This window comes from Amycolatopsis sp. NPDC024027 (assembly GCF_040638975.1).
In the GTDB taxonomy this organism is placed as follows: Bacteria; Actinomycetota; Actinomycetes; order Mycobacteriales; family Pseudonocardiaceae; genus Amycolatopsis.
On sequence record NZ_JBEZYY010000019.1, the window covers coordinates 1 to 12680 of the forward strand.

13 protein-coding genes and 1 pseudogene are annotated in these 12680 nt (G+C 70.6%); 8 read left to right on the forward strand and 6 right to left on the reverse strand.

Going from position 1 to position 12680, the window contains the following annotated elements:
* Positions 1–96: 96 nt before the first annotated feature.
* Positions 97–990, reverse strand: coding sequence for an EamA family transporter (locus AB0F52_RS36180; RefSeq protein ID WP_360180723.1), 894 nt, complete (start codon positions 988–990; stop codon positions 97–99).
* An 86-nt stretch (positions 991–1076) separates the two neighbouring features.
* On the opposite strand from AB0F52_RS36180, the gene AB0F52_RS36185 reads away from it, so the two are divergent.
* Entirely contained in the window at positions 1077–1985 is a 909-nt protein-coding gene (locus AB0F52_RS36185) for a LysR family transcriptional regulator (protein ID WP_360180725.1), read from the forward strand.
* Positions 1986–2010: 25 nt separating this feature from the next.
* Here the strand turns inward: AB0F52_RS36185 and AB0F52_RS36190 are convergent, their stop codons facing one another.
* Complete coding sequence (locus AB0F52_RS36190) at positions 2011–2619, reverse strand: TetR/AcrR family transcriptional regulator (protein WP_360180727.1); 609 nt, start codon at positions 2617–2619, stop codon at positions 2011–2013.
* 58 nt (positions 2620–2677) lie between these two features.
* Here AB0F52_RS36190 and AB0F52_RS36195 point away from each other — a divergent pair, with 58 nt between their 5' ends.
* Both AB0F52_RS36195 and AB0F52_RS36200 read left to right on the forward strand, forming a co-directional pair.
* Positions 2678–2908 (forward strand): hypothetical protein, encoded by a 231-nt coding sequence (locus tag AB0F52_RS36195; protein ID WP_360180729.1) that lies wholly within the window; start codon positions 2678–2680, stop codon positions 2906–2908.
* A 12-nt stretch (positions 2909–2920) separates the two neighbouring features.
* A pseudogene (locus tag AB0F52_RS36200) lies at positions 2921–3298 on the forward strand (AhpC/TSA family protein); the annotation flags it as partial.
* On the opposite strand, the gene AB0F52_RS36205 reads toward AB0F52_RS36200, so the two are convergent.
* Positions 3285–3836: a DedA family protein gene (locus AB0F52_RS36205; RefSeq protein WP_360180731.1), complete on the reverse strand. Its 552-nt coding sequence runs from the start codon at positions 3834–3836 to the stop codon at positions 3285–3287. The pseudogene AB0F52_RS36200 and the gene AB0F52_RS36205 overlap by 14 nt on opposite strands.
* A gap of 131 nt (positions 3837–3967) precedes the next feature.
* Between AB0F52_RS36205 and AB0F52_RS36210 the strand changes: the two genes are divergently transcribed.
* On the forward strand, positions 3968–4870 hold the full coding sequence (locus AB0F52_RS36210) for an SDR family oxidoreductase (RefSeq protein ID WP_360180733.1): 903 nt from the start codon (positions 3968–3970) through the stop codon (positions 4868–4870).
* Here AB0F52_RS36210 and AB0F52_RS36215 read toward each other — a convergent pair.
* Both AB0F52_RS36215 and leuA read right to left on the reverse strand, forming a co-directional pair.
* On the reverse strand, positions 4861–5838 hold the full coding sequence (locus AB0F52_RS36215) for a WYL domain-containing protein (protein ID WP_360180735.1): 978 nt from the start codon (positions 5836–5838) through the stop codon (positions 4861–4863). The two genes, AB0F52_RS36210 and AB0F52_RS36215, sit on opposite strands and share 10 nt — an antisense overlap.
* 3 nt (positions 5839–5841) lie before the next feature.
* Positions 5842–7602: a 2-isopropylmalate synthase gene (leuA, locus tag AB0F52_RS36220; protein ID WP_360180737.1), complete on the reverse strand. Its 1761-nt coding sequence runs from the start codon at positions 7600–7602 to the stop codon at positions 5842–5844.
* Between the two features lie 295 nt (positions 7603–7897).
* On the opposite strand from leuA, the gene AB0F52_RS36225 reads away from it, so the two are divergent.
* On the forward strand, positions 7898–8263 hold the full coding sequence (locus tag AB0F52_RS36225; protein ID WP_360180739.1) for a hypothetical protein: 366 nt from the start codon (positions 7898–7900) through the stop codon (positions 8261–8263).
* Here AB0F52_RS36225 and AB0F52_RS36230 read toward each other — a convergent pair.
* Entirely contained in the window at positions 8258–8848 is a 591-nt protein-coding gene (locus AB0F52_RS36230; protein ID WP_360180741.1) for a nitroreductase family protein, read from the reverse strand. The two genes, AB0F52_RS36225 and AB0F52_RS36230, sit on opposite strands and share 6 nt — an antisense overlap.
* Before the next feature lie 228 nt (positions 8849–9076).
* On the opposite strand from AB0F52_RS36230, the gene AB0F52_RS36235 reads away from it, so the two are divergent.
* From AB0F52_RS36235 to AB0F52_RS36245, 3 genes are all read left to right on the forward strand, one after another.
* Positions 9077–10342, forward strand: coding sequence for an aspartate kinase (locus AB0F52_RS36235; RefSeq protein WP_093946197.1), 1266 nt, complete (start codon positions 9077–9079; stop codon positions 10340–10342).
* Positions 10342–11382, forward strand: coding sequence for an aspartate-semialdehyde dehydrogenase (locus AB0F52_RS36240; RefSeq protein ID WP_360180743.1), 1041 nt, complete (start codon positions 10342–10344; stop codon positions 11380–11382). The genes AB0F52_RS36235 and AB0F52_RS36240 overlap by 1 nt, the downstream gene beginning before the upstream one ends.
* A gap of 93 nt (positions 11383–11475) precedes the next feature.
* Positions 11476–12666, forward strand: coding sequence for an RtcB family protein (locus tag AB0F52_RS36245; protein WP_360180745.1), 1191 nt, complete (start codon positions 11476–11478; stop codon positions 12664–12666).
* Positions 12667–12680 lie beyond the last annotated feature (14 nt).

Sequence of the window (12680 nt, forward strand, 5' to 3'; positions counted from 1 at the left end):
AGGCTGGTTGCACACCTACAATCACCACCGCGGCCACACCGCACTCGGCGGCAAACCACCCGCCAGCCGCGTCCTCAACCTCACGGGACAGAACACCTAGACCGCGACGAGCTCGGGCTTGCGCGCGGGCCGTTTCAGGGACCCGAGCAGCACGCCCGCGATCACGACGACGGCGGCGCCGACCTCCAGCCAGGTCGGCCGCTCGCCGAGCAGCAGGAACGACGCCGTCAGCCCGACCACCGGCACCAGCAGCGAGAACGGCGACACCACGCCGGCCGGGTTGCGCCGCATCAACGTCGTCCACAGGCCCGATCCGACGACCGTGCCGATCAGCACGACGTAGGTCAGCCCGCCCAGCGCGGTCAGCCCGGCCGGGGTCCCGAGCGTCGTCAGCGACCGCCACTGCGCGGCCGGCCCCTCCATGACCAGCGAAAGCGCGAACATCGGCAGCGGCGGCACCACCGACATCCACAGCGTGAAGTGCAGCGGGTTGTCCGGCTTGGCCTGGCGCGTGCTCAGGTTGCCGAACGCCCAGCTCAGCGCGGCCAGCAGCGTCAGGACCATCGGCAGCAGCGCGGCGTGCCCGGACCGCTGCCACGCGATCGCGGCCATCCCGGCCACCGCCAGCGCGATGCCGGCCAGCTGCTGCGGCGTGACGCGTTCGCCCAGGAAGACAGCGCCGAGGAGCACCGTGAACGGCGCCGACGCCTGCAGCACCAGCGACGCGAGCCCGGTCGGCATGCCGGTGTCCATCGCGATGAACAGGAACGCGAACTGGCCGGTGCCGAAGCCGAGGCCGTACCCGAGCAGGTGCCGCACCGGCACCTTCGGCCACGGTACGAACAGGATCGTCGGGACGGCGATCACGGCGAACCGCAGCGCGCCCGCGAACACCGGCGGGAACTGGCCGAGCGTGGCGTGGATGGCCAGGAAGTTGAGGCCCCAGAGGACGGCGACGAGCACGGCGAGCAGGCGATCACGGGCGGGCATGCCTCCACTGTGACAACGAGGACCGTGAAGGACCAGCGAGAATATCTGCAGGGACCTTGTAGCGGTGCTTCAAGTACAGTGACGGCGTGGATCTGGGCCGGTTGCGCACGCTGCGGGAGTTCGCCGACCGCGGGAGCGTGACGGCAGCCGCGCGGGCGCTGCACTGCACGCCGTCGGCGGTCTCGCAGCAGCTGCGCGCGTTGCAGGGCGAGGTCGGCCTGCCGCTCACCGAGCCGGCGGGCCGCGGCCTGCGGCTGACCGACGCGGGCCGCGCGCTGGTCGCCCGCGCCGACGAGGTGCTCGCCGCGCTCGAGCGGGCCGAGTCCGAATTGGACACCTACCGCAGCGCGCCGCGCGGGCGGGTGCGGATCGCGATCTTCCAGTCGGCCGGCCTGATGCTGCTGCCGGGGCTGCTGTCCCGCGTCGCCGGGTACGACGGCCTGGAGATCGACGTCCGGGACGTCGACATGACGCCGCCCGAGGTTCCCGGCCTGGTCGCGGACTACGACATCGTCGTGGCGCACCGCGACGAGCACGCGCCGGAGTTCGCCTCGAGCCGCCTCGAGGTGGTGCCGCTGCTGCGCGAACCGCTCGACGTCGCGCTGCCGGCCGGGCACCGGCTGGCGGACCAGCAGCGCGTCGAGCTGGCGGAACTGGCGGACGAACGCTGGATCAGCGTCGACTTCGGCTTCCCGGTGGACGACGTGCTGCGCTCGCTGACCATCCGCACCGGCGTGCGGCCGGTCGTGGTGCAGCGGATCAACGACTTCCGGATCACCGAACGGCTGGTCGCCGCCGGCCACGGCATTGCGTTGCTGCCGCGGTACACCATGGACACTCGCCGTGGCAGCGGGCTGGTCGGGCGGCCGCTCGCCGGCATCCGCGCGGCCCGCCTGGTGGAGGCGGTCTGCCGGACCGGAGCCCGCCAGCGCCCGGCGGTGGCCCAGGTGATCGCGGAGCTGCGCGCGGAGGTCGCTCAGCTCACCGGCTCGTGAGTGTTGAGGCGGGTTCTAACCCGCCTCAACACTCACGAGCGTGGGAGCGCAGGTAGGCCAGCGCGATGCCCAGTGCGTCCTCCAGTGCCGTGAGGTCGTGCCGTATGTGCGCCAGCAGCAGTCCACCTTGGACGGACGTCATCGCCGCCTGCGCCAGCCGCGCCGGGTCGGCGTCCGCGGCAAGTTCGCCGTTGTCCTGCAGGGTTTTCAGCCCGCGCGCCAGGTGGGACTCCCACGTCCGGTAGGCCTGGTCGACCAGCGGCGCGAGCTTCGGGTTGTCGCCCACTTCGCCGGCGAGGTTGCCCAGCGGGCAGGCGATCGGCGCGCCCGCGCGGCGGTGGACGTCCAGCAGCTGCTCGGTCCACGTCTCCAGATCGGCCCAGGAAGCCAGGGTGAAGATCGCCGGCTGATTGCCGAGGACCTGCTCGAGGTAGCGCTCGATCACCGCCCCGACCAGCTGTTCCTTGTTCTTGAAGTAGTGGTACATCTGCGATTTCCCGGCCCCGCTCGCGGCGAGCACCTTGTCGACGCTCGTGCCCGCGACGCCGTCGACGTACATCAGCGTGGCCGCCGCGTCGACGATCGCCTCGCGGCTCCGCCTGCCGCGCTGGGTCGTAGCCGCTTGCGTCTCCATGTACCGGATAGTACAGTCCGGCTCACTGTACCAACCAGTACAACAGCTAGGGGGATCCATGACGCTCGAGAACGCCCTGACCGGGGTCAACGACCACGCCCGCGGCGCGCTGCCGCCGGAGATCTTCGCGGTCCTCGAAGCCGACCGCCGCCGGGCCGCGGGAACGAAGTTCGCCGAAACGGGCGACAAGATCGAAGACTTCACCCTGCCGGGCGCCGCCGGGGTGCCGGCGAGCCTCGGCGAACTGGTCGCGGAGGGGCCGGCGGTGCTCGTGTTCTACCGCGGATAGTGGTGCCCGTACTGCAACCTGACCTTGCGCACCTACCAGCAGGAAGTGCTGCCCGAGCTGGGGAAGTACGGTGCGACGCTGGCCGCGATCAGCCCGCAGCGGCCGGACGGCTCGGTGCCGGTCGAAGACCTGGGGTTCCCGGTGCTTTCGGACGTCGGCAGCACGGTCGCGCGCGGCCTCGGGCTGAGCTACCCGGTGTCCGAGCCCGTGCGCGACGCCATGGAGTCGCTCGGCACCGACCTCGAGAAGGTCAACGGCACCTGGGAGCTGGTCCACCCGGCGGTGGTCGTGGTCGACCACGACCGGGTGATCCGCTACATCGACGTCCACCCGGACTTCGTCACGCGCACCGAACCGGGGGACATCCTGGAAGCCGTCAAGTCGCTTTGACGCTGTGCCGGACGCGGTAGGTGATCACCGAACCCAGGACCAGGGCCACGGCCAGGGAGAGCAGCAGGCTGATCCCGGGTTCGGTGACGATCCGGCCGCCCGCGTAGCCGAGGAAGGCCACGTACGACGTCCAGAGTGTGACGCCGATGGCCGAAGCGGTGAAGAACTCCGCCATCGGCCACCGGAGTGATCCGGCGAGGAGGGCGCCCATCGTCCCGCCCGACGGCAGCCAGCGGGCGACCACCAGCACCGGCCGGGGATGGCGCTGCAGCCGCCCGTCGAGCCAGCCGAGGCCGGCGGCGATCTTCTTCCGCCGGCTCAGCCGGTCCAGCGCCGCCCGGCCACCGAACCGGCCGAGGGCGTAGAGCGCCTGGTCGGACGCCAGGCACCCGGCACTCGCCACGGCGATCACCGGCGCCAGCGACGTCCCGCCCTGTGCCGCCGCGATGCCCATGCCGAGGATGGTCACCTCGGTGGGCAGCAGGGGCACGAGCGAGACGACGAACAGCACCAGCAGGCCCGCCGTCGATCCGTCCACACCTCCATTAACCGCCCGCTCGCCGGGAAGCACTCCCGATCAGCGGGGACTCACAGCAACCCGACAGCTCGTCCACAGACTCGCCGAAACCATGCCAGGAGTTGTCATGGTTCGCCGTGAGGCTGGGGCGCATGAACACACTTTCCGGAAAAGTCGCCCTGGTGGCGGGCGGTACGCGTGGCGCGAGCCGGGCGATCGCCGTCGAACTGGGCCGTGCGGGCGCCTTTGTGTACGTGACCGGCCGGACGACGCGCGCCGGACGGTCCGAAGTGGACCGGCCGGAGACGATCGAGGAGACGGCCGAGCTGATCGAGCGGGCGGGCGGGGCGGCGGAAGCGATCCGCGTCGACCACCTGGTGCCGGCCGAGGTCGAAGCTCTCGCCAAGCGCATCGATCGCCTCGACATCCTGGTCGACGGCCTCTGGGGCGGTGACCAGCACCTGGGCTGGGGCAAGCCGGTGTGGGAGCACGACCTCGACGCGGGCCTGCGGATGGTCCGCCTCGGCATCGACGCGCACCTGATCACCAGCCACTTCCTGCTCCCGCTGCTGATCGGCCGGCCGGGCGGCCTGGTCGTCGAGCTGACCGACGGGACGGCCGAGTACAACGCGAAGTACCGCGAAGGCACTTCGCTGCCGTTCTACTTGGCGAAGGCGTCGGCGCACCTGCTGGCGATCGGCGAGGCGGCCGAGCTGGCCGCCCACGGTGCGACGGCGGTGGCCTTCACCCCGGGGTACCTGCGGTCGGAGGCGATGCTGGAGCACTACGGGGTGACGGAGGAGAACTGGCGCGACGCTTGCGAGCGCGTGCCGCACTTCGCGATTTCGGAGACGCCGGCGTTCGTCGGCCGCACGGTGGCGGCGCTGGCCGCGGACCCGGACCGGCACCGGTGGACCGGGCAGACGCTGAACAGCGGGCAGCTGGCGAAGGAGTACGGCGTGGACGACGTCGACGGCAGCCGGCCGGACGCCTGGCGGTACATGACGGAGGTGGCCGACGCGGGAAAGCCCGCCGACACCACCGGCTACCGCTGAGCGTTGCGGGCGGCCAGTTCCGCGCCGATCGCGGCCAGCGCCGCCCGCAGCTCCACCGGCTCCAGCACCTCCACGCCGGGGCTCAACGCCACCAGCTGGCCGAGGCCGATCTCGTCGTCTTCCAGGGCGAGCTCGGCCTCGGCCCAGCCGTCCGCGTCCGGCGTCCCGAGCGAAACCACCGTGTCCGCCAGGTGCTCGCCCCCGAACACGCGACGCAGTTCCCGCACCGCCGTCCGGTCGAGCCGGGCGCGCACCCGCAACGGCCGCGCCACCTGCTCGAAGGCCGCCGACGACGAACGCCACCAGCGGGCCAGGTCGAACTCCGGCGGCCGGTCGAAGGGCACGTCCCGCGCGGAAACCTCCGAGATCCGCGACACCCGGTAGGTCCGCACGGCGTCGTCCGGGACCACGCGCGCCACGAGGTACCAGACCCCTGCCTTCAGCACGAGCCCCAGCGGCTCCAGCTCCCGCGACGCCACCTTGTCCCGGCGCCGGTACGCCACCGCGACCCGCCGCTGCGACCACACCGCCCGCACCACCGCCGCCAGCGCCGGCGGCTCGTCCGGCGAGCCGAACCAGCCCGGCGCGTCCAGGTGGAACCGGCCCGCCACCAAGGCCGCGTGTTCCCGCAGCTCGGCGGGCATGCCCGCGGACACCTTCGCCCGCGCCGCGCTGCCCGCGGTGTCGAGACCGAGCCCGGCGAGCGCGTCCGGCACCCCCAGCGCGAACAGCGCGACGGCCTCCCGCGCGGTGAGGCCGTCGAGGCCGGAGCGCCAGCCGTCGACCAGGCGGAAGCCGCCGTGCCGCCCTTGCTCCGTCCACAGCGGAACCCCCGCTTCGCGCAGGGCCGCCAGGTCGCGGTGCATCGTGCGCTCGGAGACGCCGAGCTCCACCGCGAGCTCGGCGGCGGTCGCGCTGCGCCGCCGTTGCAGCGTGAACAGCAGCGCGACCAGCCGCTCGGCTTTCACCGGCTAGCGGTTGGCGCGGTTCACCGCCGAGACGACCGCGCGCAGCGACGCCGTGACGATCGACGGGTCGATACCGATGCCCCAGAACACCCGGTCCGAGATCGCGCACTCGATGTAGGACGCGGCGCGCGCGTCGTCGCCCGGCGAGAGCGTGTGCTCGCTGTAGTCCAGCAGCCGCAGGTCGAAGCCCACCGTCGACAGCGCGTCGAAGAACGCCGCGATCGGGCCGTTGCCGCGGCCGGTGACCTCGTGCTCGTCACCCTCCACGCGCACGGTCGCGGTGATGTCGTACTCGCCGTCGCCGTTGTCGCGCACGTGCTGGCGGACCAGCTCCAGCGGCGTCTTCAGCTCCAGGTACTCGGCCGAGAAGGCGTTGTACATCGTGGCCGGGTCGACCTCGCCGCCCTCGGTGTCGGTGTAGCGCTGGATGACCTTCGAGAACTCGATCTGCAGCCGCCGCGGCAGGTCGAGCTGGTGCTCGGCCTTCATGATGTAGGCGACGCCGCCCTTGCCGGACTGCGAGTTCACCCGGATCACGGCCTCGTACGTGCGGCCGACGTCCTTCGGGTCGATCGGCAGGTACGGGACCTCCCACGGGTACTCGTCGATCGGCACGCCCTGCTTGTCGGCGGCGTCCTTCAGCGCGTCGAGACCCTTGTTGATCGCGTCCTGGTGGCTGCCCGAGAACGCGGTGAACACCAGGTCACCGCCCCACGGCGAGCGCTCGCCGACCGGCAGCTGGTTGCAGTACTCGACGGTCCGCTTGATCTCGTCCATGTCGGAGAAGTCGATCTGCGGGTCGATGCCCTGGCTGTAGAGGTTCATGCCCAGCGCGACCAGGTCGACGTTCCCGGTGCGCTCCCCGTTGCCGAACAGGCAGCCCTCGATCCGGTCGGCGCCGGCCTGGTAGCCCAGCTCGGCGGCGGCGATGCCGGTGCCGCGGTCGTTGTGCGGGTGCAGCGACAGGATCACCGAGTCGCGGCGCTCCAGGTTCCGGGACATCCACTCGATCGAGTCGGCGTAGACGTTCGGGGTGGCCATCTCGACGGTCGCCGGCAGGTTCAGGATCACCGGCTTCTCCGGCGTCGGCTGCCAGATCTCGGTGACGGCGTTGCAGACCTCGAGCGCATAAGACAGCTCAGTGCCGGTGTAGGACTCCGGCGAGTACTGGAACCGGAAGTCGGTGTCCGGCTGCTTCGCGGCCAGCTCGACGACCATTTCCGCGGCCTGCGTCGCGATCTTCTTGATGCCCTCGCGCTCCTCGCGGAAGACCACGCGGCGCTGCAGGATCGACGTCGAGTTGTAGATGTGGACGATCGCCCGCGGGGCGCCTTCGAGCGACTTGAAGGTGCGCTCGATCAGCTCGGGACGGCACTGGGTCAGCACCTGGATGCTGACGTCGTCCGGGATGGCGTGCTCTTCGATGATCTCGCGGACGAAGTCGAAGTCGGTCTGCGACGCGGCCGGGAAGCCGACCTCGATCTCCTTGTACCCCATGCGGACCAGCAGGTCGAAGAACTTGCGCTTGCGCGCGGGCGACATCGGGTCGATCAGGGCCTGGTTGCCGTCACGCAGGTCGACGGCGCACCACAGCGGCGCGCGGTCGATGCGCTTCTCGGGCCAGGTGCGGTCGGGCAGGTCGATGTTCTCGATCAGGTCGTACCAGGGGCGGTAGCGGTGCACCGGCATGGACGTGCCGCGCTGGGTGTTCCAAGCGGGCTGGTCGGCGGGCGCGGTACGAGAAGGTTTGCGGATCTTGCTCATGGGATTTGGAGTGTCTCCAGCTCGACGGGTGCGACCGGCACCACGAAGCCCCGCGACGGGGAGCCGGTCCGGTCAGGCCCCGTCGCGGCATCGAAGCAGGAGAGCACGCGCCACGGCCCCACCATAACCAGGGAACGCGGGCTGAGGGAAGCCGGGCCGCGACGGAACCGTTCCTCCCACGCCCCCACCACGGCCCTCAACTGAGGCGCTTCGCGCCGCCGAATTGTTATTCGTGATCGACCGAACGTGTTACCAGCGGGTAGCAATCGGCGAGGTGGCGTGCCAAACTGCGGGCATGGGTGAGCACGCAGAGTCGTCGGAGGAGACCCGTGTCTCCCGTCGCGCCGCCGTCGACTGGCGCCGGACCGGGGGCCGGGTGGCCTCGCTGATCGCGTCGATCGTCCGCTGGGTGGGCCTGGTCTTCGCCGCGATCCTGGTGATCCACGTGATCTTCACGGTCGGCTCGGCCAACCCGGACAACGGCATCGTCTCGTTCGTGAAGTCCTGGGCCGAAAGCCTCGCGCTCGGCTTCAGCGACCTGTTCACGCCGAGTGACCAGAAGCTGCGCGTCCTGGTGAACTACGGCATCGCGGCGATCTTCTGGCTCGTGGTGTCCGGAATCCTGGCCAAGGTCATCCGCCGCGTCGGCGGGGCGTCATAGCGCCGGTTTGCCCCACCGGTCGGTGAACGCGAACTCCGCCAGCGGCAGCCGCACCCGGTCGGCCTTTTCCCGCTCGATCCGCCGCTCCTCCTCCAGCACGTCCGGCTCGGCCGGCGAGCCCACCGCGATCGCGACCTTCGGGACGGCGTCGTCCGGCAGGGCGAAGGCCGCGCGCACCGCGTCCGGCGAGAAGCCCGCCATCTGGTGGGCGATCAGCCCCAGTTCGACCGCCTGCAGCACGAGGTTCTCCGAAGCCAGCCCGAGCCCGTACTCGGCGTAGGGGACTTCCCCCTTCTCGTTCGTCGTCATCATCACGCCGATCAGCAGCAGGCTCGCCCGGTGCGCCCAGGCCCGGTTGCCCGAATTGAGCGTCGCGAGGATGTCGTCGAACGCCGTGGTGCCGCGGACGCCCACCAGGTAGCGGGCCGGCTGGGTGTTGCCGAACGACGGCGCCCAGCGGGCCGCCTCCAGCAGGGCCCGCACCTGTTCCGGGGTGACCACGGCCGACTCGTCGTAGGCCCGCGGGCTCCACCGTTCCGCCATCAGGGTTGCGATCGGGACGCTCGTCACAGCTGGTTTCCGCACGATCCCGACCATACCGAGGCGTGCGCTGCATCACTCGGGAGGAAGGGCTCCGCGCATTTCGTTGGTGTTGCGGAAGATTTACTTCCCCGACACCCACCGGCGGGGTCCGCCCCACGTCAAGAGGGTGGCGGGCCGCCGAAGCCCCGGTAGGCTCCAGTTCAAATCATGGGACGCGGGGGCTCTCCGGTGCCCACCAGGGAGCCGCCCGGCCCGCGAGGAGGTTCGGGCGTGGCCCTCGTGGTCCAGAAGTACGGCGGATCGTCGCTGGAAAGTGCCGACCGGATCAAGCGCGTGGCGGAGCGGATCGTCGCGACCAAGAAGGCGGGCAACGACGTCGTCGTCGTCTGCTCGGCGATGGGTGACACCACCGACGAGCTGCTCGACCTGGCGCAGCAGGTCAACCCGGCGCCTCCGGAGCGGGAAATGGACATGCTGCTCACCGCCGGCGAGCGCATCTCGAACTCGCTGGTCGCGATGGCGATCGCGGCCCAGGGCGCCGAGGCGTGGTCGTTCACCGGTTCGCAGGCCGGCGTCGTGACGACGTCGGTGCACGGCAACGCGCGCATCATCGACGTCACGCCGAGCCGGGTCACCGAGGCGCTCGAGCAGGGCTACATCGCGCTGGTCGCGGGCTTCCAGGGCGTTGCGCAGGACACCAAGGACATCACCACGCTGGGCCGCGGCGGCTCGGACACCACCGCCGTCGCGCTGGCCGCCGCGCTGAACGCCGACGTCTGCGAGATCTACTCCGATGTGGACGGTGTGTACACGGCCGACCCGCGGGTGGTGCCGGACGCGAAGAAGCTCGACACCGTCACGTACGAAGAGATGCTCGAGCTCGCCGCGAGCGGGTCGAAGATCCTGCACCTGCGGTCGGTCGAGTACGCGCGCCGCTACGGCGTCCCCATCCGAGTCCGTTCTTCCTACAGTGACAAGCCGGGCACGACGGTGACCGGTTCTATCGAGGAGATCCCCGTGGAACAAGCCCTGATCACCGGTGTGGCGCACGACCGCTCCGAAGCCAAGATCACGGTCACCGGGGTGCCGGACCACACCGGTGCCGCGGCCCGGATCTTCCGCGTGATCGCCGACGCCGAGATCGACATCGACATGGTGCTGCAGAACGTGTCCAGCACCGTCTCCGGCCGCACGGACATCACGTTCACACTGTCGAAGGCCAACGGCGCGAAGGCCGTCAAGGAACTCGAGAAGGTCAAGGCGGAGATCGGCTTCGAGTCGGTCCTCTACGACGACCACGTCGGCAAGGTGTCGCTGGTCGGCGCCGGGATGCGCTCGCACCCGGGTGTCACGGCGACGTTCTGCGAGGCGCTGGCCGAGGCCGGCGTCAACATCGAAATCATCAACACCTCGGAGATCCGCATCTCGGTGCTGATCCGGGACGCGCAGCTCGACGACGCCGTGCGCGCGATCCACGAGGCGTTCGAACTCGGCGGCGACGAAGAAGCCGTCGTCTACGCGGGGAGTGGTCGCTGATGGCGGACGGGCTGCGGGTCGGAGTGGTCGGCGCGACCGGCCAGGTCGGTGCGGTGATGCGCAAGCTGCTGGCGGAGCGGGAATTCCCGATCGCCGAGCTGCGCTACTTCGCCTCGGCGCGCTCGGCGGGGTCGAAACTCCCTTGGCGCGACACCGAAATCACGATCGAGGACGCCTCGACGGCGGATCCGTCCGGTTTGGACATCGCGTTGTTCTCGGCGGGCGGCTCGACGTCGAAGGCGCAGGCGCCGCGATTCGCCGCGGCCGGGGTCACGGTGATCGACAACTCCTCGGCGTTCCGGATGGACCCGGACGTGCCGCTGGTCGTCAGCGAGGTCAACCCGCAGGCAATCAAACTCAGTGGCGGGGGGATCATCGCGAACCCCAACTGCACCACGATGGCCGCGATGCCGGTGCTGAAGCCGCTGCACGACGAAGCCGGGCTGGTCCGGCTGATCGCGTCGACGTACCAGGCGGTGTCCGGTAGCGGGCTGGCCGGCGTCGACGAACTCGCCGGCCAGGTGCGGGCGGCCGCCGAGCACGCGTCGCTGCTGACCCACGACGGCGCGGCGATCGAATTCCCGAAGCCGGAGAAGTACGTCCGGCCGATCGCGTTCAACGTCCTGCCGATGGCCGGGTCCATTGTGGACGACGGTGAGCTGGAGACGGACGAGGAGAAGAAGTTCCGCAACGAGAGCCGCAAGATCCTGAGCATCCCGGGCCTGGGGGTCTCGTGCACCTGCGTGCGCGTGCCGGTGTTCTCGGGGCACTCGATCTCGGTGAACGCGGAGTTCGAGCGGCCGCTGTCGGTCGAGCGCGCGACGGAGCTGCTGAACCACGCGCCGGGCGTCGAGCTGTCGGAGGTCCCGACCCCGCTGCAGGCGGCGGGCAACGACCCGAGCTACGTCGGCCGAATCCGGGTGGACCAGGGCATCGAGGGCGGCCGCGGCCTCGCGCTGTTCATCTCGAACGACAACCTGCGCAAGGGCGCGGCGCTCAACGCCGTGCAGATCGCGGAGCTGGTGGCGCAGCAGCTGTAGGGACCACAGTGGACAACTGAAAACTCGCTTGGCCGGTTCGCGGTGCCCGGGGGATCCTGGGCACCGCGAAACGCTTTTCAAGGGGAGGAAATCATGTACACCGCTGTCGAGGGGGCCCGCGTCCCGATCCGGATGTGGGCGGATCCCGCGTCGGTCGAAGACCAGGCCATGCGGCAGCTGCACAACGTCGCGAACCTGCCGTGGGTGCACGGCGTCGCCGTGATGCCCGACGTCCACTACGGCAAGGGGGCCACCGTCGGCAGCGTCATCGCCATGCGGGACGCCGTCTCGCCCGCCGCGGTCGGGGTCGACATCGGGTGCGGGATGAGCGCCGTCCGGACGTCGCTCACCGCGAGCGACCTGCCCGACGACCTCGGGAAGCTGCGCCGGCGCATCGAAAGCGCCGTGCCCGTCGGGTTCGGGCTGCACAAGACGCCCGTGAACCCGGCGAAGGTGCACGGCGTCGGCGGCTGGGACGCGTTCTGGAAGCAGTTCGGCGAACTGCACGCCGGCGTCCAGGACCTGCACGACCGGGCCGCGCGGCAGATCGGGAGCCTCGGCGGCGGGAACCACTTCATCGAGGTCTGCCTCGAGGAAGGCGGCGCCGACGAGGGCCGGGTCTGGCTGATGCTGCACTCGGGTTCGCGCAACATCGGCAAGGAGCTGGCCGAGCGGCACATGGCCGTCGCGCGCAAGCTTCCGCACAACGCCGACCTGCCCGACCGGGACCTCGCGGTGTTCGTCGCGGGCACGCCGGAAATGCACGCCTACCGGCGCGACCTGTTCTGGGCGCAGGACTACGCGGCGCGCAACCGGGCCACGATGGTCGCGCTGGTGAAGCTGGCGCTCGCGGACGTCGTGCCGGGCACGACCTTCGACGACGCGATCTCGTGCCACCACAACTACGTCGCCGAAGAGACCTACGACGGCGTCGAGCTGCTCGTCACCCGGAAGGGCGCGATCCGCGCCGGATCGGGTGATCTCGGGATCATCCCGGGCAGCATGGGGACCGGTTCGTACATCGTCCGCGGGCTGGGCAACAGCTCTTCGTTCCAGTCGGCTTCGCACGGCGCCGGGCGGCGGATGTCGCGCACCAAGGCCAAGAAGCTGTTCACCGCCGACGACCTCGCGGCGCAGACGGCCGGCGTCGAGTGCCGCAAGGACTCCGGCGTGGTCGACGAGATCCCGGCGGCCTACAAGGACATCGAAACGGTGATCCGCGCGCAGACGGACCTGGTCGAAGTGGTGGCGCACCTCAAGCAGGTGGTCTGCGTCAAGGGCTGACGGGTACCTTGGCG

Excerpts from the sequence above, each read along its gene's own strand:
- AB0F52_RS36240 (WP_360180743.1), top strand. The coding sequence starts at position 10,342 with ATGGCGGACGGGCTGCGGGTCGGAGTGGTCGGCGCGACCGGCCAGGTC.
- AB0F52_RS36245 (WP_360180745.1), top strand. The coding sequence starts at position 11,476 with ATGTACACCGCTGTCGAGGGGGCCCGCGTCCCGATCCGGATGTGGGCG.
- AB0F52_RS36210 (WP_360180733.1), top strand. The coding sequence starts at position 3,968 with ATGAACACACTTTCCGGAAAAGTCGCCCTGGTGGCGGGCGGTACGCGT.
- AB0F52_RS36195 (WP_360180729.1), top strand. The coding sequence starts at position 2,678 with ATGACGCTCGAGAACGCCCTGACCGGGGTCAACGACCACGCCCGCGGC.
- AB0F52_RS36180 (WP_360180723.1), bottom strand. The coding sequence starts at position 990 with ATGCCCGCCCGTGATCGCCTGCTCGCCGTGCTCGTCGCCGTCCTCTGG.
- AB0F52_RS36190 (WP_360180727.1), bottom strand. The coding sequence starts at position 2,619 with ATGGAGACGCAAGCGGCTACGACCCAGCGCGGCAGGCGGAGCCGCGAG.
- AB0F52_RS36225 (WP_360180739.1), top strand. The coding sequence starts at position 7,898 with ATGGGTGAGCACGCAGAGTCGTCGGAGGAGACCCGTGTCTCCCGTCGC.
- leuA (WP_360180737.1), bottom strand. The coding sequence starts at position 7,602 with ATGAGCAAGATCCGCAAACCTTCTCGTACCGCGCCCGCCGACCAGCCC.